This window comes from Sporolactobacillus nakayamae (assembly GCF_900113325.1).
Lineage (GTDB): Bacteria > Bacillota > Bacilli > Bacillales > Sporolactobacillaceae > Sporolactobacillus > Sporolactobacillus nakayamae.
The window spans coordinates 15,375-35,990 of sequence record NZ_FOOY01000021.1 but is presented as its reverse complement, the minus strand read 5'-3'; the positions used below and the strand labels follow the sequence as shown (position 1 = coordinate 35,990).

Annotated in this window: 25 protein-coding genes; all 25 read right to left on the bottom strand. The window is 46.4% G+C overall.

Annotated elements, in window-relative coordinates; translation table 11 throughout:
• Positions 1-419 precede the first annotated feature (419 nt).
• The 25 genes from BM003_RS13265 to BM003_RS13145 all read right to left on the bottom strand — a co-directional run bounded on the left by BM003_RS13265 (position 420) and on the right by BM003_RS13145 (position 20,578).
• Positions 420-1,046 carry a 50S ribosomal protein L25/general stress protein Ctc gene (locus BM003_RS13265; RefSeq protein WP_093673875.1) on the bottom strand — a complete coding sequence of 209 codons (627 nt, stop codon included), beginning with the start codon at positions 1,044-1,046 and terminating at the stop codon, positions 420-422.
• Positions 1,047-1,142: 96 nt separating this feature from the next.
• Complete coding sequence (locus BM003_RS13260; protein WP_093673873.1) at positions 1,143-2,093, bottom strand: ribose-phosphate diphosphokinase; 951 nt, start codon at positions 2,091-2,093, stop codon at positions 1,143-1,145.
• Positions 2,094-2,186: 93 nt separating this feature from the next.
• Positions 2,187-3,278 carry a bifunctional UDP-N-acetylglucosamine diphosphorylase/glucosamine-1-phosphate N-acetyltransferase GlmU gene (gene glmU / locus BM003_RS13255; RefSeq protein WP_143128473.1) on the bottom strand — a complete coding sequence of 364 codons (1,092 nt, stop codon included), beginning with the start codon at positions 3,276-3,278 and terminating at the stop codon, positions 2,187-2,189.
• A 273-nt stretch (positions 3,279-3,551) separates the two neighbouring features.
• The gene (spoVG, locus tag BM003_RS13250) at positions 3,552-3,842 is read right to left on the bottom strand and encodes a septation regulator SpoVG (protein ID WP_093673871.1); all 291 of its coding nucleotides are present in this window, start codon (positions 3,840-3,842) and stop codon (positions 3,552-3,554) included.
• A gap of 164 nt (positions 3,843-4,006) precedes the next feature.
• Complete coding sequence (gene purR, locus BM003_RS13245) at positions 4,007-4,858, bottom strand: pur operon repressor (RefSeq protein ID WP_093673869.1); 852 nt, start codon at positions 4,856-4,858, stop codon at positions 4,007-4,009.
• A gap of 43 nt (positions 4,859-4,901) precedes the next feature.
• A complete protein-coding gene (gene ispE, locus BM003_RS13240) occupies positions 4,902-5,780 on the bottom strand; it encodes a 4-(cytidine 5'-diphospho)-2-C-methyl-D-erythritol kinase (RefSeq protein ID WP_093673867.1) in 879 nt (292 codons plus the stop codon).
• A gap of 21 nt (positions 5,781-5,801) precedes the next feature.
• Entirely contained in the window at positions 5,802-5,990 is a 189-nt protein-coding gene (locus BM003_RS13235; protein WP_177184793.1) for a hypothetical protein, read from the bottom strand.
• A 15-nt stretch (positions 5,991-6,005) separates the two neighbouring features.
• Complete coding sequence (locus BM003_RS13230) at positions 6,006-6,179, bottom strand: small, acid-soluble spore protein, alpha/beta type (RefSeq protein WP_093673863.1); 174 nt, start codon at positions 6,177-6,179, stop codon at positions 6,006-6,008.
• Between the two features lie 207 nt (positions 6,180-6,386).
• Positions 6,387-6,641: a Veg family protein gene (locus BM003_RS13225; RefSeq protein ID WP_093673861.1), complete on the bottom strand. Its 255-nt coding sequence runs from the start codon at positions 6,639-6,641 to the stop codon at positions 6,387-6,389.
• A 165-nt stretch (positions 6,642-6,806) separates the two neighbouring features.
• Complete coding sequence (yabG, locus tag BM003_RS13220; protein ID WP_093673919.1) at positions 6,807-7,670, bottom strand: sporulation peptidase YabG; 864 nt, start codon at positions 7,668-7,670, stop codon at positions 6,807-6,809.
• Between the two features lie 216 nt (positions 7,671-7,886).
• Positions 7,887-8,759, bottom strand: coding sequence for a 16S rRNA (adenine(1518)-N(6)/adenine(1519)-N(6))-dimethyltransferase RsmA (gene rsmA, locus BM003_RS13215; RefSeq protein WP_093673859.1), 873 nt, complete (start codon positions 8,757-8,759; stop codon positions 7,887-7,889).
• A 5-nt stretch (positions 8,760-8,764) separates the two neighbouring features.
• On the bottom strand, positions 8,765-9,316 hold the full coding sequence (rnmV, locus tag BM003_RS13210) for a ribonuclease M5 (protein WP_093673857.1): 552 nt from the start codon (positions 9,314-9,316) through the stop codon (positions 8,765-8,767).
• 26 nt (positions 9,317-9,342) lie between these two features.
• Positions 9,343-10,107 carry a TatD family hydrolase gene (locus BM003_RS13205; RefSeq protein WP_093673855.1) on the bottom strand — a complete coding sequence of 255 codons (765 nt, stop codon included), beginning with the start codon at positions 10,105-10,107 and terminating at the stop codon, positions 9,343-9,345.
• 102 nt (positions 10,108-10,209) lie between these two features.
• A complete protein-coding gene (gene metG, locus BM003_RS13200; RefSeq protein ID WP_093673853.1) occupies positions 10,210-12,213 on the bottom strand; it encodes a methionine--tRNA ligase in 2,004 nt (667 codons plus the stop codon).
• 206 nt (positions 12,214-12,419) lie between these two features.
• Positions 12,420-13,310, bottom strand: coding sequence for a 16S rRNA (cytidine(1402)-2'-O)-methyltransferase (gene rsmI, locus BM003_RS13195; RefSeq protein WP_093673851.1), 891 nt, complete (start codon positions 13,308-13,310; stop codon positions 12,420-12,422).
• Positions 13,276-13,548 carry a GIY-YIG nuclease family protein gene (locus BM003_RS13190; RefSeq protein WP_342742020.1) on the bottom strand — a complete coding sequence of 91 codons (273 nt, stop codon included), beginning with the start codon at positions 13,546-13,548 and terminating at the stop codon, positions 13,276-13,278. Before BM003_RS13190 ends, rsmI begins: the two co-directional genes overlap by 35 nt.
• Positions 13,549-13,559: 11 nt before the next feature.
• On the bottom strand, positions 13,560-14,297 hold the full coding sequence (locus tag BM003_RS13185) for a tRNA1(Val) (adenine(37)-N6)-methyltransferase (RefSeq protein WP_093673847.1): 738 nt from the start codon (positions 14,295-14,297) through the stop codon (positions 13,560-13,562).
• 49 nt (positions 14,298-14,346) lie between these two features.
• The gene (yabA, locus tag BM003_RS13180) at positions 14,347-14,706 is read right to left on the bottom strand and encodes a DNA replication initiation control protein YabA (RefSeq protein ID WP_093673845.1); all 360 of its coding nucleotides are present in this window, start codon (positions 14,704-14,706) and stop codon (positions 14,347-14,349) included.
• Between the two features lie 13 nt (positions 14,707-14,719).
• Positions 14,720-15,550: a PSP1 domain-containing protein gene (locus BM003_RS13175; RefSeq protein WP_093673843.1), complete on the bottom strand. Its 831-nt coding sequence runs from the start codon at positions 15,548-15,550 to the stop codon at positions 14,720-14,722.
• Positions 15,547-16,545 carry a DNA polymerase III subunit delta' gene (holB, locus tag BM003_RS13170; RefSeq protein ID WP_093673841.1) on the bottom strand — a complete coding sequence of 333 codons (999 nt, stop codon included), beginning with the start codon at positions 16,543-16,545 and terminating at the stop codon, positions 15,547-15,549. The genes BM003_RS13175 and holB overlap by 4 nt, the downstream gene beginning before the upstream one ends.
• A 42-nt stretch (positions 16,546-16,587) precedes the next feature.
• Positions 16,588-17,025 carry a YaaR family protein gene (locus BM003_RS13165; RefSeq protein WP_093673839.1) on the bottom strand — a complete coding sequence of 146 codons (438 nt, stop codon included), beginning with the start codon at positions 17,023-17,025 and terminating at the stop codon, positions 16,588-16,590.
• A 39-nt stretch (positions 17,026-17,064) separates the two neighbouring features.
• Positions 17,065-17,394, bottom strand: a complete 330-nt coding sequence (locus tag BM003_RS13160) for a cyclic-di-AMP receptor (protein ID WP_093673837.1) — start codon at positions 17,392-17,394, stop codon at positions 17,065-17,067.
• Between the two features lie 33 nt (positions 17,395-17,427).
• Positions 17,428-18,090 carry a dTMP kinase gene (tmk, locus tag BM003_RS13155; RefSeq protein WP_093673835.1) on the bottom strand — a complete coding sequence of 221 codons (663 nt, stop codon included), beginning with the start codon at positions 18,088-18,090 and terminating at the stop codon, positions 17,428-17,430.
• Complete coding sequence (locus tag BM003_RS13150; RefSeq protein WP_093673833.1) at positions 18,080-19,537, bottom strand: aminotransferase class I/II-fold pyridoxal phosphate-dependent enzyme; 1,458 nt, start codon at positions 19,535-19,537, stop codon at positions 18,080-18,082. Before BM003_RS13150 ends, tmk begins: the two co-directional genes overlap by 11 nt.
• A gap of 447 nt (positions 19,538-19,984) precedes the next feature.
• On the bottom strand, positions 19,985-20,578 hold the full coding sequence (locus BM003_RS13145; RefSeq protein ID WP_177184792.1) for a VanZ family protein: 594 nt from the start codon (positions 20,576-20,578) through the stop codon (positions 19,985-19,987).
• Between the last annotated feature and the right edge of the window lie 38 nt (positions 20,579-20,616).

Genomic DNA, 20,616 nt, shown 5'->3' with positions numbered 1-20,616 from the left:
TTTTTTCATTCATTTTCTAATTAAGCGGAGCTTTTCCGTTTATTTCTCAGATTGGAACGCTTACCCGATCGCCCAATCGAATCTTGTGACCCTACCGTCGTATCGACAAGCCAAAATGCTAAACTTTCTTTACTTGTAAGAAAAACCGGGCAAGCCCGATCCTTATTCTCCAGCCATGTGTTATTGGTTCGTGTCTTTATTCTTTTCCGAATCGCCGCTTCGGTTACTCGCTTGCCGCGGGCGCACCGCGAGGGCTCCTACTGGCACCTAATCCCGCAGGAGCCCTCGCACCTCCGCTTTGATTCCCGGCCAAGAAACCGGTTTATTGGTTTTATACAGGGCAAAATCAAATACTTTTTTACTTGTGAAAAAAGACGTAACACATTGGTTACGCCTCTTTCATTAATTCCGACAATCGATTATTCTGCAGCGTTTTCGCTAGTCGATTCAGCAGCTTCTGCAGTCTCGCTCGCATCCGCTGGTTCTTCAGCTGCTTGCTCACCATAAGAAAGCGTAACGATAACTTCTTCCGGATCACCGAGGACCGTATAGTTTTTGGTATCTGCAACGAGATCGCTGATACGAATTGCATCACCGACCGCAAGTTTTGAGACATCCACTTCGATTGTACTTGGCAGATTGTTAGGAAGCGCACGTACCGTCAATTCTGAAAGTTGATTATTCAGAACGACATCTCCGGTTTCAACTGCTTCAGCACCGCTCAATACAACGGGTACAACAGCGTCAATATCTTCGTTCATATTAATTTCAAGGAAGTCAATATGACGAACCGTACCCTTCAAAGGGTCGAATTGCAATTCGTGAGCCATAACAGTATATTTTTTCTTTCCTTCAACATCCAAATTGATGATCGCATTTCGACCTTCGCTGCGGAAGAGTTTACTCATTGCTCCGGCATCAACCGAAACAGCCTCATTGCCTACCGTCTTTCCGTAAACAACAGAAGGAATCCTGCCTTCATTTCTCAATTTCTTTGCAAATGACTTCTTGAAGTCACTACGAATAGCCGCACTTAATGTTGCCATGCGTTATTGCACTCCCTTTCGATTAAATCCATCTTTTAAATTTTTCACTAAATACATCTCATCTAACCCTGTAGTACACTAAATTCCGATCAATCGTTAATTAAACAACCGGCTGACCGAAAGTTTCTCGTGAATGCGAATAATCGCTTCTCCGATCAGCGGCGCAACAGACAACTGCACAATTTTATCGATCTTCTTCTCTTCAGGCAGCGGAATCGTATTGGTTACAACGAGTTCGCTGATTGCAGACGCCTGAATACGTTCGATTGCGGGACCCGACAAAACAGGATGTGTACAGCAAGCATACACCTTTTTTGCGCCGCGCTCAACCAAGGCGTTGGCGGCCAGCGTAATCGTTCCTGCCGTGTCAATAATGTCGTCAATAATGATGCAGGTTTTGTCTTGAATATCACCGATGATGTTCATAACCTCGGATACATTCGGACGCGGACGGCGCTTATCAATAATAGCGATCGGCGCCTTCAAGCGATCAGCCATTTTACGCGCGCGGGTCACACCGCCGTGATCCGGTGAGACAACCACAATATCATCAAGTTGTTTGCTCATAAAGTATTCCGACAATGTTGGAACACCAAGAAGCTGGTCAACAGGAATATCGAAAAAGCCTTGAATTTGCGGTGCGTGCAGGTCAAGCGTGAGTACACGCGTTGCACCTGCAGTTTCGAGAAGATTCGCGACGAGTTTTGCCGTAATCGGTTCACGAGCGCGGGCTTTACGATCTTGACGCGCGTACCCATAATAAGGAATTACTAAGTTGATTGTTTTCGCAGACGCGCGTTTCAACGCATCAATCATAATCAGCATTTCCATTAAGTGCTGATTTACCGGTGCACTTGTAGACTGAATCACGTACACTTCACTTCCGCGAATACTTTCCTCAATGCTGATTTGAATTTCGCCATCGCTAAAGGACGAAACAATACATTTTCCGAGTTTAATGCCGATGTGCTCGGTAATTTGCTTGGCAAGATCAGGATTGGAATTTAGGCTGAATACTTTCAAGTTTGGATCTAAATAGCTGACCATCTAATGGTTCCCTCCAGTTAATGGTTTACCCTATGCATTATTTTGCTTCATTTCTTATTTTCTCAAATCTTGCTGCGATTGCCTCGCCTTTTTTCAAATGCTCGGCCCTTTCCGTTCTCCAACGTCCGTGTTCTTCACTTCGACAAAGGTGCCCACTTTTGTCTGGTCATGGATCTTGGACAGCGGGCGAATATGGGCAAACGGTCCAATCTGCACGTCTTTGCCGATCATGCTGTCCTCAAGCACAGACTGCTCAATTCGTGTGCCGTCACCAATCACACAATTTCGAATTTGTGAATGTGCGCCAATGACACACTTGCTCCCGATTCGCGTCTTTCCGGCAATCACCGTTCCCGGATAAATGACGGTATCGTTTCCAATCGTGCATTCTGTCGATAAATATGTTGTTTGAGGATCAATGAACGTCACGCCCTTTCGCATCATAGCGCGATTGATGCGTGCTTGCATATATTTCCCTGCAGCCGCCAATTGAATACGGTCATTGACGCCGACTGTCTCTTCAAATTGTTCTGTGGCGTATGCAATCACTTTCTCAGAATCCCGAACAAGCAGACCAATCACATCAGGAAGATAGTACTCACCCTGGGCATTATTGTTCGTCACCTGTTTCAAAAGGGCAAATAATTTACGGTTATCGAAACTGTAAATACCCGTATTAATCTCCTTTACCCTTTTTTCGGCAGGATTTGCATCCTTATCTTCGACAATTTTCGCAACGTTGCCGGACAGATCCCGAATGACACGCCCGTAGCCGGTCGGATCTTCAAGATTGGCCGTAAGCACCGCGGCCGCAGCGTGATTCTCCTCCTGAATATGAATCAATTTCTCGATCGTCTGATGCGTAATCAGAGGAGTATCTCCGCAAAGAACAACCGTTGTTCCTTCCAGACTGGATAACTGATCTGCCGCTTGAAGTACGGCGTGTCCGGTACCTAACTGCTCACGCTGGAGCAGACATTCCGCGTCTTTGCCGACCGCCGCTTCCACGTCACTTGCTCCATGGCCGACAACCACATAAATTTTCGAAAAATCGGCCTTTCCGGCTTCATCAACGACATGACGTATCATCGGCTTACCACAAACCTGATGCAGCACTTTATATAGTTTCGATTTCATCCTCGTGCCCTTGCCGGCAGCTAGAATAATCGCAAATCGATTTGACATGACGAACCCCCATAACTTTGGCTGATTCTTAGCGTCCATTTTAGACTATAGCTTAAAAACAGCCCTTTTTCAAGATAACAAAGGTGAAAATTGTGCCAATTCGTATGTTCTTATTTCTATTATCCAAACAAAGAAAAAGGAACCCTTCGGCTCCTTTTTCTTTGTTTAACTAAACAGTTACCTATTGTTAGAGATGTGAAATTCATACGCACATCCACTATTTCATCAACGTTAGACACTCATGGGACACATTTTTTCATCAATCGCGCTTAATTAGGAAGCACCCGCTTGTTCAAACGAAGAATCCCCAACGCACGCATGTTCATATTCACTAAGAATGGCGGACTGTATTTTCTCTCTAGTTACTGATGTGATGGGATGAGCAATATCCCTGAATTCTCCATCAGGTGTCCGCTTGCTTGGCATCGCGACAAAAGTACCATTATTACCGTCGATCACACGAATGTCATGAACAACGAACTCCTTATCGATGGTTATTGAGGCGATTGCCCTCATGCGTCCGTCAGTATGCACAAGCCGCAATCTGACATCTGTTATTTCCATTGATTAGACACCACCCTTTCCCCTAATGCGTAACTCGTAGTTCTTAATACTTGTTTCAACACAAAAAGTGGGAAATCCTGCAAGTGGTTAAAAGAAATATAAATATTTTTAATTATCGGTCCAAATGATGCGGAATGAAATTATAGCATCTGTTCATACCTAAATTATTTTTTCATTGCATGCGGATCATGATGCATCGCCAGCCACTCCGATACATTACCATTTTCAATGGTAAGGTCATCTTGTTGCTCAAGGATAGAGAGCTTGAGGAGCGACACATAATGGTCGACCAGTTTTGGACGTTCGTCTTTCTTTTCGACCAGCACTGCCATACCTGCAACCTCCGCCCCAAACTCCTTGATCAAATTCATCATGCCCTTCATCGTTCCCCCGGCCTTCATGAAATCGTCAACAATCAAAACGCGTGCGTGTTCCTTCAAACTTCTTCTCGGGAGCACCATCGTTTGGATTCTTTTAGAAGAGCCTGATATATAATTGATACTCACCGTCGACCCCTCAGTAACTTTACTGCTCCTGCGCACAACAACAACGGGGACACTGCACTGTGTGGCTACCGCATAGGCCAGCGGAATTCCTTTGGTCTCCATCGTCATAACTGCGTCCAGCTTCTCATTAATAAATACCGAAGCGATTAGCCGTCCAATCGCATTGACATATTCAGGTTTACCAAGAATATCGGTCATATAAAGATACCCGCCGGGAAGCAGACGGTCTTTTTTGGTCATTTGTCCTTGCAATCGAACAAGCAATCGTTCGGCTTCGAGGCAGCCCATGGATGGCATGTAACATACTCCGCCCGTAGCCCCCGCCTGCGTCTGGAGCCGTCCGATTTCTTGGGTTTCAAAGCTTTCCTTGATAATAGTCAGATCTTCGCTTATCGATGATTTGGCAGATTCATACCGTTCTGAAAAATAGGAAAGCGAAATCACCTGGTGAGGATGGCGCAGCAAATATTCCGTCATATCGACGAGTCTGCCGCTTCGCTTAAGTTTCATGACAATCCTCCAAACCCGAATATTTTAAGGCAATTTTACACCATTATTCGTGTTCGGACAAGAGGGGAAACGGTTTACAGAGCCGTACGGCAAACACCTGAGAGCAATACCCCCTCATACCGTTCATCAAACGCTGCATCCGTGATTCATGTTGCGTCAGCGCAAATACGGTTGGTCCGCTGCCGCTCATTAAGATTCCTTCTGCGCCAATCCCTTTCATCTGCTCCTTTATTTTTGCGATGTCAGCAACTTTTTTCATCGTCACTGATTCAAGAGAATTGCCGAGCAAGCGGCATATTGTTTGAAAATCCTCTTCCTCGATCGCCCGCATCATTGCTTCAACATCCGGATGCATGATCGGCTGACTATCTAACTCTTTATAAATTTGCGCCGTAGAGATTGAAACAGTGGGTTTTACTAAAACAACCCAGCAAGGCGGCAAGGAAGGCAGAGGAGTGATTTTCTCGCCTCTGCCGGTTGCGAGTGCTGTTCCTCCTTTAATACAGAAAGCGACATCAGACCCAATTTTCGCAGCGATTTCCAGCATTTCTTCGTAGGACATACCAATTCCCCACAGCTTGTCCAACGCACGGATTGTCGCTGCCGCATCTGTACTGCCGCCAGCCAAGCCCGCTGCCACGGGTATATTTTTTTTAATCATAATTTCCACACCGCGATTAATACGATACGTTTCTCTTATACATTGAGCGGCCTGATAGGCAAAATTACGCTCGTCCTCAGGAACATAAGGGGCTGATGTCCGAACCAAAATTCGATTTTCAGACAAATCGCCGCATTCCACTCGATCTGCCAAATCAATCGACGTCATCACCATTTTAACTTCGTGATAGCCATCGCTTCGTTTCCCAAGTACATCCAAGGATAGATTAATTTTTGCCGGCGCTTTCTCAAGTACTTTCAAACGTTTCCCTCATTTCAGTTACTAGATATACTTCGATAGCAACAGATAGCCCAGACCGGCAAATTCGCCACATTGCCCATGCCGATCGCCATCCGCTTCTATCCATTCGGTCCCCTTCACACTGCTTATGATTACTATAAAGGAAACAAGCGTGAAGAAAAAGGGGGTCCCATCCGTTTTACGGACAGAATCCCCTTCTTTCATGCTCAATCATCGTACTGCTTTTTAGCGTTTGTCTAGTTGCGCTTCAGCTTTTTGAATGGCAAGGCGAACCATATTGCCTGCGTCGCGGGCTTTGATTCCGCCCCAGCCTTCATTTTTTACCGTATCATAAAAACCCAGTTCTTTGGCAAGTTCCTCTTTGAATGATTCAGACATGATGCCTCTGTGTCTGGACATGATCGGCACAACTCCTTTCAATGGTCGAGCAAAAGTTAGGTTGTGCCAATTCACTTCCTTCTATTCGTTAAACGTGCTAAAATGAATTCTGATGAGAAAAGCATAAACGCGCATTCCCAATTATGCTCTCACATTCCGAACATAAGGGTGCGCGTATCCGCTACAAATAAATGGTCTGTCATCATGGAAATTTGGGTAAGCTCTTTATTATTGACCGCTCGCCATTTCCTCCATAAAGGTGAGTTCCACCGAGTCCGTCAACACGTCCGTGTAGCTGTACGAAACGCGATCATATGCATTCGAATCTTTATCCAGCCTCACAATAAAAACCGACGGGTAGGTACCTTCCAAAACACCAATGCGTTGAATCGTTTTACGTCTGCCTCCGTTTGCCTTCAATGTCAAACGTTCGCCGACACGTTCATCTAGAGTGCCTTTGATATCATCAATGGTTTTTCCCATCTCGACAATCCACCTCGCTTAATTATAAGTATACCACAATGGACGTCAAAAAATCAAATAGTATGAATTATATCAAGAAACCATTGTGACTGTCAATATATTTGTCAAAAATTGCCGCCACTTTTTTCTTGAATTATTCGACTATTTTTGCCGTCCCAATCATGTTTATTCCGATGGATAAGGCAATCCGGTACGCAGCATGCCTCGGCTTTCGACTCCGCCTAAGCCGCCTGCTCCTGTCAGTGTGTTTCTCAGAACCTCCCACACATTAACACTCTCCATAAATGAAGTGAAACTGATTCTCGCAGCAAGATAGACCGGATCGAGCGCGTGAATATTTACACGATCGGGAGAACTGGCAAAATTTGATCCCGCTCTGATCAAATACTCGAAATGCGACTGGCACGCCCCGGAAAAAATGATCATTTGATCAAGACTCGGCCAATGATAGCGTACTTCTTTGACCGTTCGGATAAAGTATCCGGAATTACGATAAGCCTTGATTTCATTTGCCGTTCCTTTGTTTTTCATAAAAGCATCATGTCCGGTTAGAACGAGAATATCCGGACGTATTTGGCTAACCAGTTTCGGAACCAGATCCGGCATTTCGGACTCCCGCATAAATTTGCCGATCACCGGAACCCTCAACTTCTCATAAAAAGTGAGGCATTTTTTTAAATAGTACGGATCACCATCGATATGAAGTACCCGCCCGGGCATTTCAAAATAAGAGGCACCCTCCCTATAACCGTTTGTCGCCGTATAGCCTCGTTTCAACTTCATTTGCTTGTAATCCTGCCTAAAAAGCTTGTAGGATTCCGCCTCTTTGGAGCTTGTCATTTTTTCATATTCCTCGCGTTCGTCTTTGGTCACCAGCACCAAATCGTCGAGCGGCGCGTCCGCATAAAGACGCAAATCATGGCCGTTCAGCTCAGCACTCTTCGTTTCTTCATGAATGGCTACCACACGAAAAGGAAGGTCGCAATGGTACGAAGTCCGCGCCACTAGATCTCCTACTTGAACTGTCATGTTCCACTCCCTCTTTCCACGCGCATCCGAAATCCGCCAAAAAATCAGAGCCATCCTTTTCATGCTATGATCACGATGAAAAAAATATGTGCACATCAAAAAAATGATTGCGGCAGTCGTTCCTGAATGCCGGGCGCACGCAAAAAGAAGGCCCGTATTCAAAAATGAATACGAACCTTCTTTTGTGCTCATTAAGCGCTTTGACTAATATGATCCCTATGGTCGATCTCCAAGCGCATCACTCAGCCGCGCAAATTCTTCGATTGACAACGTCTCACCGCGCCGACCCGGATCAATTCCAACCCGCTCCAATACCCGAAGCAAGTTTTCTTTCTGCGTTTTATCATATAGGTTATTGACCAAATTGTTCATTAGTGTCTTCCGGCGCTGCGCGAAACTCGCCCTTATCAGCCTGAAGAAAAAGTCTTCGTCTGCTACTTTGACTTTTTTCTCCTTCCGAACATCCAGACGGATCACAGCAGAATCCACATTGGGCTGCGGCACGAACACCGTTTTCGGCACCGTCATCACGATCTTCGGCTCAGCCATATATTGAACGGCAATCGACAGTGAGCCGTAGCTCTTCTCCCCAGGGTCAGCCTGAAGCCGGCTGGCAACTTCCTTTTGTATCATCACCACAATCGTATTAATGGGAAGTCCGGCCGTGAGCAGCTTCATTAAAATCGGCGTCGTCACATAGTATGGCAGATTGGCCACCACGGTCACCGAAGCATCCGCAGGACATTCCTCTCCGATAATTTGATGAAGATCCAATTTCAATACATCACCAAAATGGATGGACACGTTATCAAAGTCTTGGAGCGTGTCACTCAGTACAGGCTCCAGCCGGCGGTCAATTTCCACCGCGATCACTTTTTTGGCTTGGGCGGCGAGTACCTGAGTGAGCGCGCCCGCGCCCGGACCGATTTCCAACACATAGCTGTCTCCATCAATCCCGGCAGCCGACGCAATATTGTTCAGGATGTTCTCATCAATAAGAAAGTTTTGACCGAGACTCTTCTTTAACGTAAATTGGTGCTTACGAATGACATCCTGCATGGTCTTAGGTGAAGACATCCTTTTGTTCATATCGCTCACTCCTTCGATCGGATGGCATCCAGCGCCTGTATCAGATCGCTTTCAGCAATTTGAAACATGCGTAGCCGTTTGTACAATTGCTTTCCATTCGCATAGCCGATACTCAGATGATCGCAAAGCTGTTCCCGGAGCGAACGCGATGTCTTACCGCCGAGCAGCCCCAGCGCCCTCAGCGTCTGCATACTGATCTGTTCCTTCGGTTCTTCAAACTGAGTATAGACCTTCTCCAAAGCGCGGAGAATTGCGCGTGGCGACGCATGCTCAATTCCAAGACTTTCATTTTTTCCGCCTTTTCCCTCGGACCGTGTAATGAATGCGTGTTTGCAACCGGGAACGGCGCGGCTAACAATCTTCCGAATGCGTTCCCCGGGGTAATCCGGATCCGTGAACACGATTACGCCCCGGCGAGCCTGCGCATTTTGAATGGCGCGAATGGTTCTCTTGCTGACGCGTGATCCGTTCGTTTCAATCGTATCGGCATCCAGCGCGCGGCTAATTGCCTCCGTATCACTTCTGCCTTCCACAACAATGATTTCCTTAACAATCATAAGTTTCTCCTTGCTCTGACTTTTAACTAAATATGAAAACAGCGCATTGCGTTTTCAGTCGTCACTTTTGCTATCTCTTCAAAAGACATGTTCTTGAGCTCGGCAAGCTTTTCCGCAACCAGGTGAACGCGCGCCGGTTCATTGCGTTTGCCACGGAACGGATGAGGACTAAGAAAAGGACAGTCCGTCTCAATTAACAGACGATCAAGCGGCACTTCAGCGGCCGTTTCTCGTTGAAGCTGCGCATTTTTAAAAGTCAGCGGCCCGCCAAAGCTAATATAAAAATTCAAATCAATGAATTTCTGCGCCCACTCCCAGTTGTCGCTATAACAATGCATGACGCCGCCGATCGTCTCTGCATGCTCCTCGCGAAGAATGCGCGCGACATCCTCAGTCGCTTCTCGATTATGGATAATTAAAGGGAGTCCTGCTTCCTTGGCCAATCGAATCTGCCTGCGAAACACGTCATGCTGTACAGACTTCGGCGATTTATCCCAATGGTAATCCAAACCGATTTCACCGAGTGCGACGATTCCAGGATGGCCCAACTCATGTTTGATCATCTGGAAATCATCTTCAGTCATATCGATCGCGTCTTCAGGATTCCAGCCAATCGCGCCATAGATATGCTTATGCTGATCAATGATCGGAAAGACCCGCTCAATCGTCGGACGGTCAACGCCAACCACGACCATTTGATCAACGCCAACTTCCTTTGCGCGATTTAGTACGTCGGGAAAATCCTTGTCAAATACTTCATCATTAATATGGGTATGTGTATCAAAGAGCATGAAGATCCTCCTATTTTTTCCGAACGCACGCCGGAAACAAAAAAGCGGGATCTGCGCGCAAAACGCTCATCTCCCGCCTGCTCTGTTCCATTCGCTCGCGAATCAGCGAATCTTAGTACCGTTCGGCAGCGGTCCTGAAACCGTCGCCACCTTTAGGGTACCATTTGCATCGCCTGCCAGCAGCATTCCTTGAGAAAGCTCGCCTCTGAGTTTCACCGGCTTCAGATTGGCAATGACGATAATTTTCAGGCCAACCAGCTCCTCCGGTTTATAGAACTCGGCAATGCCGGAGACAACCTGCCGCTTCTCATAGCCCAAATCAAGTTGAAGCTTGAGCAATTTATCGGCACCTTTAACCTTGTCTACCTGCAGCACTTCTGCAACGCGTAAATCAATTTTCTGGAAATCTTCCAAATTAATTTGCGCCGGTGCTTCTGCAACTGCCTTTGATTTTTTCTCTTTATTGCCGTTTGGCTTCGTATTCGCCGCGCCGCGCATCTGTGATTTGATGTAGGCAACTTCTTCTTTAATATCAAGACGTGGGAAGATAGGCTCTTCCTTGTGAACGGTCCATTGACCTTTGTTAACATCATTGCGCACAATCGTATCCCATGCTTGATCCGCCTGATTGGTTACCCCAAGCTGACGGAACATTTTCGTCGGTGTGGATGTGAAGAACGGCTGAATCATGATGGCGATCCCGCGAATAGTGTTCACGAGATGCGCCATAACTGAAGCAAGTTCAGCCTTCTTCGCCTCATCCTTAGCCAAGAACCAAGGCTGCGTATCATCAATATATTTATTCGTCTGGCCGACCAGCTTCCAAATTGCTGATAATGCGACGGAGAACTGCAAGTTTTCCATTTGCTTTTCGACAACAGAAACGGCCTCTGCGAGCGCATCTTCAAGCCCTGCATCAAAATCAGTCACATGACCATCATAAGCCGGCACCTTGCCGCCAAAGTACTGGCTGCACATCGCGACCGTACGGTTCAGCAAGTTGCCAAGGTCATTGGCCAGGTCAAAATTAATGCGTTCCACGAACGCTTCCGGAGTGAACAATCCATCCGAGCCGAACGGCACTTCACGCAGCAGATAATAGCGCAGCGCATCCAGCCCGTAGCGATCAATCAGCGGTTCAGGGTCGACAACGTTACCCTTTGATTTGGACATTTTGCCGTCTTTCATCAGCAGCCAGCCGTGTCCAAACACTTTTTTCGGAAGCGGAAGACCAAGCGCCATCAACATAATCGGCCAATAGATCGTGTGGAAACGGACGATTTCCTTCCCAACTAGATGAACATCCGCCGGCCAGAATTTCTTATAATTCGCATCATCTTCAGAACCGTATCCAAGTGCGGTAATATAGTTGGTCAGTGCATCCAGCCATACGTACACAACATGCTTCGGATTATTCGGCACCTTAATCCCCCAAGAAACCGATGTTCGAGAAACCGCCAGATCTTCCAGACCAGGCTTGATGAAGTTATTGATCATTTCGTTTTTGCGCGATTCCGGTTGAATAAAATCAGGATGCTCTTCATAATAGTTAAGCAACCGGTCAACATACTTGCTCATTTTGAAGAAATAGCACTCTTCTTTTACCTTCTCAACCGGATGGCCGCTGTCTGGGCTCTTCCCGCCGATCACGTCGCCTTTGTCATTCTTCTCAATATCAACAAGCTGCGACTCTGTGTAGTAGGTTTCATCCGGTATACTGTACCAGCCCTCGTATTCACCAAGGTAGATATCGCCTTGCTTCTCAAGTTGCGTAAAGATCTTCTGAACAACTTTCGTGTGACGCGACTGCGTTGTTCGGATAAAGTCGTCATAAGAGATATCAAGCTTATCCCAGAGTTGCTTAATCTGAGCCACCAGGCCGTCCACATACTCAATTGGAGAGATACCTTTTGCTTTGGCTTTCTCCTCAATTTTCTGTCCGTGCTCATCTGTTCCCGTCAGAAACATCACGTCATAACCGCGCAGCCGTTTATAACGGCACATCGCGTCCCCGGCCACCGTTGTGTATGCGTGACCAATATGTAGTCTACCGCTTGGATAGTATATAGGCGTTGTCAGATAAAAAGATTTCCGTTCTTCAGTCATAAACCCGTGCAGCCTCCTTATTTAATGCCGTTTCCAAAGTATTCCTATCTTTAAAAACTATACGTTTCACCGGAATGAATGTCAAGAAAGCATAGAGCGTGCAACGGCCAAATTAATCGCGCATCACAGCTCCTTTTAAATCCAATCTTTGCCACAAATAAATCAGCCTATTCAAAAGGATTCGCTCGTGTTTGCGAATCCTGAATTTATTCGTTTTCAATTTGATGGTAGATACCATAGATTTCACGTTTCGGCTGAGCACGATCCAGCGCCACCTGTTTGATCGCTTCTTTCGATGTCACTTGTTTATTGCGGATATAATGGTCTACGTGCTCTTGCACCGTAAGTGTCGACCACCATAATTCTTCCCCGCGTTCCTCTAATTCACGATTTCCATCAACAATCACGCAAAACTCGCCTTTTGGCGCTTCGCCGCTATTTAGGAACGCAAGCACTTCGTCAATTGTCCCGCGAACAAACGTCTCATAGCGCTTTGTCAGTTCGCGCGATATCGCGATCCTTCGATTGCCAAAAACGTCATATAAATCCTTCAATGTCTCTTTCACGCGAAATGGCGATTCATAGAAAATGACCGTGTAGGGAAACTTCTTGAGCGCATCCAGCGCTTGACCACGCTCCTTTTTCGCGCGGGGAAGAAAACCATAGAATAAAAAGTGGTCGGTAGAAATTCCTGAAGCGATCAATCCGGTGATCGCGGCGTTAGCTCCGGGAAGGGGTACAACAGGAATCTCATGTGCAATGCAGGCAGCGGCAAGATCAGCTCCTGGATCCGATATACCTGGTGTTCCGGCATCCGTGACCAAGGCAACATTTTTTCCATTTTCAAGTTCCGCGACCAACTTGGTTCCGCTTGTTTTCTTATTATGCTCATGATAACTGAATAACGGCGCGTGGATATCAAAATGTGAACACAGTTTCATGGTATGCCGAGTATCTTCAGCGGCAAGGATGTCCGCTTTTTTCAGTACCTCAAGCGCGCGGTACGTGATATCGTCCAGATTGCCGATAGGCGTTGGCACTAGAAACAAGCTGCCTTTTCCTTCATGATCGCTTTGAAAACTGCGCTGTTCCCACATCTGTGCCGCTCCCTTTTATTAGTTCCTGTTTTTCCTGCCTCGTTAACTGCTTAATCGCCCATTCGCGCCGCATCGCCGACTGTTTGTCCGCAAGATCTTCCTGATAAACAATGCGAATCGGCTTATGACTCCGCGTATATTTTGCGCCTTTTCCGCTGCAATGAAGCGCAAAACGTTTGACGACATCAGCGGCGTAACCCGTATAAAGACTGCCATCGGCACATTCTAAAATATACACACTGTAATGGCTCATGACGTCGGACACACATCCTCCGTATAACGTCCATCTGACCGGTAAACAACAATTGGAGACAACACGGAAAGACCCGGTTTGCCACCTTTTGTACCTTCAACGAGAACAATATTAGCCGGCTTGTGGCGGTGAGGATGCACATATTGGATCCGTTTCGGTTCCATTCCTTGCGCACGCATGCCTTCAAGAATATCGACCAGTCGTTCCGGCCGGTGTACCAGTGCGAACTTCCCGCCCGGTTTCAACAGACGACCGCCGATCGCCAGCACCTCCGCCAGCGTAATGAGCAGTTCATGACGCGCGATGGCCAGATGCCTGTTCAGCTTAACATCGCGAGCAGCCTCCATTGTGAAATAAGGCGGGTTGCACGTCACAACATCACAGGTTCCGCGCCCAATTTTTTCTTCACTATTTTTGGCATCCGCACACAAAAAATTGATACGCTCTTCTAAATGATTCAATGCCGTGCCGCGTTTGGCCAGTGCGCATACTTCGGGCTGGATCTCAACGCCGGTGATCTGTCCTTTCGTCCGCCTTGATAAAAGAAAAGGAATCACACCGTTCCCGGCACACAAATCCACCAACTTGCCCTTTTGAATGGGCACATAGACAAAACGCGCCAATAGAACAGAATCCAGCGAGAAGGGAAAGAGATCGCTGGATTGGATGATTTTTAAATCGGTATCAAAAAGATAATCAATTCGCTCGTTGTTGTGATCGTACTGCTCGTTCATTTTCTTCACCCATACTATGCATTCAAACTACAGCGCCCAAATTGAGCGATCATTTTTTGTTCAGAAACGAAAGACAAAACAAGCAGTCGCCGTCGTTGCGGACACTGCCATAATGCAGATTGCAAATATGAAAGCCCTCTTTGTAGAGTCGCGCCAAGTTGTCGTAGCCCTCACCGATATCCGGCTCTGAAACAGCCCCCGACTTCCGCGCTTGCTGGTTTTGTGAATTCTGACCGTGCTTTCCGGCATCCTCAATACGTTTTCTCAGATTCTCATTTTCCAAAGTAAGATTCTGATTTTGTTCAAGCAGTGCGCCAAGCTGCGCTTTGACATTGCCAAAATCCACAAAAATTTGCCCCAACTGCTCCTCCAAATGACTGACTTGTGAGAAAATGTCCTTCTTCTCCAAGTTCATCCACCTCTTATTTAGTGGCTTGCGAAGAAATAACCCCTTCTTCAATAAGCTCATCCAATGTATACTCAACAACTTTATTTTGTTCCTTGAGTTCAATCTGAACCAAATGTTCCAAAATATTCAATCCAACGACGCGGCCCGGTCCATAGCTGACGGTAATTGACGCGCCGATGTCCGGCAGTGCCTTCTTCGCTGATTCATAATTATCGTTTTCATATTTCAAACAGCACATCAATCGTCCGCAAACACCTGATATTTTGGCAGGATTCAGCGACAAATTCTGATCCTTGGCCATCTTAATTGAAACGGGCTCGAAATCTCCGAGAAATGTTGAACAACAGAGCATTCGTCCGCATGGACCAATTCCGCCAAGCATTTTAGCTTCGTCACGTACACCAATCTGTCTCAGTTCAATTCTCGTTTTAAATACTGCTGCAAGATCCTTGACCAATTCGCGGAAGTCGACGCGACCATCCGCAGTAAAATAAAATATTATTTTATTGCGATCAAATGTATATTCAACATCCACCAGCTTCATTTCCAACTGATGATTGTATATTTTCTGAAGGCAAATGTCCATTGCAGCCAGTGCATCTTCCTTGTTCTTGCGCACCTGCAATTCATCAGATTCCGTTGCAATCCTTACCACTTTCTTAAGCGGTAAGACAACGTCCTCCTCGTCAACTGTTTTTCTTCCGATCACTACTGTTCCGCATTCAATACCGCGCGTTGTTTCAACAACAACATGCGCGTTATCGGGAATGGACAGCTGTTCCGGATCAAAATAATAGACCTTACCGGCTTTCTTGAAGCGAATGCCGACAATATCATAGTTCATTTATGACTACCTCCTAACCTGATCACCAGCCGCTCCATGACGCTCACCCCATTAACATGAGCGTCCAATTGTCTCCGGGCATCCAGAATAAGTGACATTGCTCGAATCGTTTGATCAGATGAGCGTGAGAGCATCTGCTCCTTCAACGCGTCCATCTGATCCTCATAGACGATTTCTTCTTGACGATTCAAGTGCAGCGACAGAAGATCTCTGTACCAAAAAAGCATCAAATCTAAACCGACAGCCATTTTCTGAGTATTATCAAAGTTGGGAGTGAATTTTTCATAGATATAAGGTAGCGCTGACTCTAAAGACTTGTACAGTCTTTGCATCAATTGTAACACTTGAGAACGTGCCTCGGCAAACCATTCCTCTTTGCATAATCGCGAGGCTTCCTCATAATCATGCGTCAGCGCAGCCGCCGGTTTCAGCAATTGTCTTGGTAAGCCGTCTTGGGTCATGCGCTCCTCAAGCGCGCGGTCAGAGAGCGGAACAAAAGTAAGCACCTGACATCTCGAAATAATTGTATCAAGCAACTGATGAATATGCTCAGTCACAAGGAATGCCAGCGTTCCGGGATGGGGCTCTTCAATGAATTTCAGCAAGCTGTTCTCTGCCTGAGCAGTCATTTTCTCTGCCTGCTCAATGATAAATACCTTGCGTCCCGATTCAACCCCTCGATAGGCGAACTCTTTCATTAAATAGGCGATTTGTTCCTTCTTAATTGATGCCGCGCCTTCTTCGGGCGCAACCCAGATTACATCCGGGTGATTGCCTGAGCCGATTCTCCGGCAATTCCTGCACTCCATGCACGGTCCCTGTTCAGTTGGTGACTCGCAAAACAATGTTTGCGTGACAAGCATGGCGGTTTGATGCTTTCCGGTTCCCTTTGGTCCTTCAAGCAAATAAGCGTGCGCTAATTCTTTTCTCGTTATAGCATGACGAAGCACCTTCGCCACTGTTTGCTGCTGCTTACTTAGTTCCCGCCAGTCCATGCTTTGTGTACACTCACTCTCTGATCCAATTATTTGCGGCATTCATATATATAGATTAATCAGCATGCCCCGAATCTCATCCAGCTGATCAAGCAGTTTGAGTTCATCTTTATTTTTGTCCAATAAATCATTCGTCATTGTGATCAGTTTCTGATCCACAGTCTTTACCAACGTCTGTTGGGCGCCGCCCTGCTGCCATGAACGTGATTGTGCTGTACCGAGTCCGGTCTGAACTGCTTCCTGCAGAAAGGAACGAACATAGTTCTTGTACACGTGTAAATCACGTATCGTACGCGATACCGACACCCGCTTTGCCTGTTCATCGACCTTATTAAGCAGCGCTTTAAGCGCATCACTTTGCATTGACTTTTTCTGAGCGCTTAACGTGCGTTCAAACATCGCATGCTGCTGTGGCGCGGTACTTTCCCGCTTCGCTACGGAGTCACCAAGATTCGTGCGCTGATCTATTTTAATTGCCATAGATGATTACGCTCCTTTACTAAACTTAAGCTGCCTGCCTTAGAAGTGCTTAAACTGGTCCACATCAAGAACAAAGACCGTCGCTCCGCCTACCTCGACTTCTACCGGATGCATCATATAGCCATCCGCATTCGCGTCCAGTGAAGATATTGGTGAAATCACTTGATTGCGGCTATGGCAATGCTCTTTAATTAATTCAAGTAATCCGTCGACTTGATGATCTTCAGTGCCAATGATGAACGTTGTATTACCGGATCGGAGGAAGCCACCGGTACTCGCGAGCTTTGTCGCGTGAAAATCAGCATCCACGAGTGCCTGCTGCAACAGAATGCTATCCTTATCTTGAATTACGGCTACAACCAACTTCATCGCAATCATCCCTTTTGGACTTTAGTTTTATAATCAGTCAAGTAAGCGAAAAAAATCATCCACGATGTCATGAAAAACATGGTCATGATCCTGCTCACCATTAATCAAGCAGATCCGTGATTTATGTTCTGCATAGATTGCATGAAATCCTTCTCGAACGCGCTGATGATAGGCCAACGCGCGCATTTCAATCCGGTCCAAATCGTTGGCAGCGCGTGTCACACCTTCTTCGGGTTCTCCGCTTCGGCCCTTCATTCTGCTTCTACCCGTTTCAGGAGAGACATCGATCAAATAGGTACGATCCGGTGTGAGGCCATTAGTCGCAAAAGCGTTGATCTGTTTGACGGTATCGATGGACTCACCTAATCCATACCCTTGGTAGGCAATCGACGCATCGACAAAGCGGTCACAGAGGACGATCTTCCCTTCCTCAACTGCAGGAACTATTTTTTCGGTGACATGCTGACTCCTTGAAGCGGCATAAAGAAGAATCTCTGTCTTATCCGCCAGTTCCGCGTGATCAGGATTTAGGATAATCGTTCTTATCTTGTCGCCAATCTTTGTTCCGCCGGGTTCCCGGGTGAGCAGGTATGGACGATGACGGTGCTCCAGTTCCTCCGCCAATCGCTGAATTTGTGTCGTTTTCCCTGAACCGTCAGGTCCTTCAAAGGTAATAAAAAGTCCTTTATGTGTCATTCTTATGATGCTCCCCCGCCTGATAAACCTTGATTTTTCTTTTATTCGCGCTTTCATTTTGAAAGACCGCTCCAGCTCGCTGCCAATAGCAGATCAGATCCAACTCACGCCGCGTCACATACTCGCCCTCAACAACAATTGGAATGCCGGGAGGATAAGGAATGACCTGTTCCGCCGCGATTCGTCCAATCGCCTGGCTCTGATCAACCGTTTCACTCTTCATAGAAGATAGTTTCCGATAAGAATCGGCAAGTGTCTCTATTTCCGGAAACGAAGGCGCCTGTTCTTGTCTCTCAAAAGATCGAGACGCGCATTGAGATAATACCTCCGCCACGCTCCGAATCGCTCCCTCGTAATTAATGGTTTCAGTTAAACCAAGCACAAGGAGAACATGATTGGGGTCAGCCATTTCGGGATACAGACCTAAGCGGATCAGCTTATCCTGTACGTCAAAACCATTTTCGCGTGTGCTCGGACACAGCACAACCTTAAATGGATCGAGCATAAACTGATCCGGGTCCGCCTGCAGTATAGTCAATCGATTCATCTTCTGCAACCGTTGGACAAACGCGTCACGACTCGCAATCATTTTGCTGACGTTTACTCGATCAAGTGTCGCCATATAGTGGCGTGCCAAATCCAGTGAGGCCATAATTGGATAGGATGGACTTGAACTCTGCAGCATTGATCGAAAGCGCTCAATCCTCTCCATCGAAATCCGTTCTGAATTAACATGGAGATAGGCGCCCATTGTCATCGCCGGCAGCATTTTATGCGCTGAATGAACGACAATATCCGCCCCCATATCCAGTGTTGACGGCGGTACGGGGGCACCTATTTTGAAATGCGGGCCATGTGCCTCGTCCACTAATACCGACAGTCCGCGTTCGTGCGCTTGAGTAATCAAATAACGGACAGAACGGGCAGCGATTCCATAATAATTCGGGTAAGTTAAAATAAGCGCCTTCGCCTGTGGAAATCGGCGCAAACTCTCATCAAAAGTTTGCGGCTCAATCCCCACGGGGAGACCTGAGCCCGGATCAATTGACGGAGCGAGGAATACGGGACGGACGTCAGCTAATTTCAACGCGTTAATGACAGATTTGTGACTATCACGTTGAACGAAGACAACATCACCAGGTTCACATGCCGCAAGTATCATGATCACATTGCCAATCGTTGAGCCGCCAACAAGAAAATAGCTGGACTTCGTGCCATAGTAAGCGCCGAGCAGCTGCTGCGCGTCACGAAGTATTCCGGTCGGATGATATAGGTCATCCAAATTTGCGACTTCCGTGGCATCAAGCGCCAAAATCGATTTGAATGAAAGTCCGGCTTTTCCGGGAAACACATGCCCATCTTTATGACCAGGTACATGAAAGGAATACGCCTGTTTTCTACTATACTCGATTAATCCATCAAAGACAGGTGTTCGTTTCTGATCCATATGGCGACTTCCTTGACATTTAATACCTTCATTTTATCATAGTCGGAGATTTTTCAACCATTTTTAGCTGATTCAAATTGATTTGATGCGGCAAATCACCCGTACGAGATCATTGAAACAGAAAGCAGTGATCAAAAAGTGTATTCTGCACTCTATTTTTTTCCCATCTTAGTCGTCAGTTCCGTTACGCCAATAATTAACAAGGAAATGATAAGTAGAGAAAGAGCCGCGATATCGTTGGAGGCTCCGTAATTAAAAATTGCGAGACTAAGGCACAAAAGCAGTACACCTAAACTAAATCCGGCAGTTTGTTTCACATCGATCAACTCCAAAGGGAGAGGTTTCAACCACAAATTGAGGAATGCACAATCAAGGAGGAACATTAATGCCATTGCAGTAACAAGAAATCAACTTTCAGCATCAACTATCAATTAATCACATGAGGTTTTATCTAGCGGACATTGTATCTGAGATGCAGTCTTTCATCCATTGTTTGGTTTCCATCCAGCAGAAAAGAAGCGCGCCGGAGAAAACACCGAGTGAATTGAGTATCAGAGCGTCGACATCGAAAAGATGTTTTGGAAATTGAGGAATGCCATTCATGAGAAAGAGCGCCAGTTCGATCGCCACAGAGGACATGATGCCCATAGCAACAAGTCCGGGAAAAGAGACTCGCCCTTGCGCAAAAAAACCAAGAAAAAACATGAAAGGAACAGGAAGGCAAATACTCCACATGAGCAGCCAGTGTCCTTGGACACTTTGCATCTGCAAAGTAATCATTCGAAAAGGCTCGAAATTAACCAAAGCTGCATCAGGCGTGACGATAGAGCGTTCAGCAGTGCTCATCGGTTGAACGGTGAGCAGCAGTGTAATGAGCATATAACCAATAAAAAGCGACAAAAAAACACCGTGACTATACGTAAGCGATCTTCTCACATATTTTTCCCACAGCAAACTTATGGAAAGCAAAATACTATAAGTGAGAAAAAATTCAAAAATTGTCGGATTAAGTACATGGCTCATCTCACCATCACCCTTCACAATTGCGGAATCCTTTAGATCAATAATAATACAAATCA

Excerpts from the sequence above, each read along its gene's own strand:
- BM003_RS13265 (WP_093673875.1), bottom strand. The coding sequence starts at position 1,046 with ATGGCAACATTAAGTGCGGCTATTCGTAGTGACTTCAAGAAGTCATTT.
- BM003_RS13260 (WP_093673873.1), bottom strand. The coding sequence starts at position 2,093 with ATGGTCAGCTATTTAGATCCAAACTTGAAAGTATTCAGCCTAAATTCC.
- glmU (WP_143128473.1), bottom strand. The coding sequence starts at position 3,278 with ATGTCAAATCGATTTGCGATTATTCTAGCTGCCGGCAAGGGCACGAGG.
- spoVG (WP_093673871.1), bottom strand. The coding sequence starts at position 3,842 with ATGGAAATAACAGATGTCAGATTGCGGCTTGTGCATACTGACGGACGC.
- purR (WP_093673869.1), bottom strand. The coding sequence starts at position 4,858 with ATGAAACTTAAGCGAAGCGGCAGACTCGTCGATATGACGGAATATTTG.
- BM003_RS13230 (WP_093673863.1), bottom strand. The coding sequence starts at position 6,179 with ATGTCCAGACACAGAGGCATCATGTCTGAATCATTCAAAGAGGAACTT.
- BM003_RS13225 (WP_093673861.1), bottom strand. The coding sequence starts at position 6,641 with ATGGGAAAAACCATTGATGATATCAAAGGCACTCTAGATGAACGTGTC.
- yabG (WP_093673919.1), bottom strand. The coding sequence starts at position 7,670 with ATGACAGTTCAAGTAGGAGATCTAGTGGCGCGGACTTCGTACCATTGC.
- rsmA (WP_093673859.1), bottom strand. The coding sequence starts at position 8,759 with ATGAACAAAAGGATGTCTTCACCTAAGACCATGCAGGATGTCATTCGT.
- rnmV (WP_093673857.1), bottom strand. The coding sequence starts at position 9,316 with ATGATTGTTAAGGAAATCATTGTTGTGGAAGGCAGAAGTGATACGGAG.
- BM003_RS13205 (WP_093673855.1), bottom strand. The coding sequence starts at position 10,107 with ATGCTCTTTGATACACATACCCATATTAATGATGAAGTATTTGACAAG.
- metG (WP_093673853.1), bottom strand. The coding sequence starts at position 12,213 with ATGACTGAAGAACGGAAATCTTTTTATCTGACAACGCCTATATACTAT.
- rsmI (WP_093673851.1), bottom strand. The coding sequence starts at position 13,310 with ATGTGGGAACAGCGCAGTTTTCAAAGCGATCATGAAGGAAAAGGCAGC.
- BM003_RS13185 (WP_093673847.1), bottom strand. The coding sequence starts at position 14,297 with ATGAACGAGCAGTACGATCACAACAACGAGCGAATTGATTATCTTTTT.
- BM003_RS13175 (WP_093673843.1), bottom strand. The coding sequence starts at position 15,550 with ATGAACTATGATATTGTCGGCATTCGCTTCAAGAAAGCCGGTAAGGTC.
- holB (WP_093673841.1), bottom strand. The coding sequence starts at position 16,545 with ATGGACTGGCGGGAACTAAGTAAGCAGCAGCAAACAGTGGCGAAGGTG.
- BM003_RS13165 (WP_093673839.1), bottom strand. The coding sequence starts at position 17,025 with ATGGCAATTAAAATAGATCAGCGCACGAATCTTGGTGACTCCGTAGCG.
- BM003_RS13160 (WP_093673837.1), bottom strand. The coding sequence starts at position 17,394 with ATGAAGTTGGTTGTAGCCGTAATTCAAGATAAGGATAGCATTCTGTTG.
- tmk (WP_093673835.1), bottom strand. The coding sequence starts at position 18,090 with ATGACACATAAAGGACTTTTTATTACCTTTGAAGGACCTGACGGTTCA.
- BM003_RS13150 (WP_093673833.1), bottom strand. The coding sequence starts at position 19,537 with ATGGATCAGAAACGAACACCTGTCTTTGATGGATTAATCGAGTATAGT.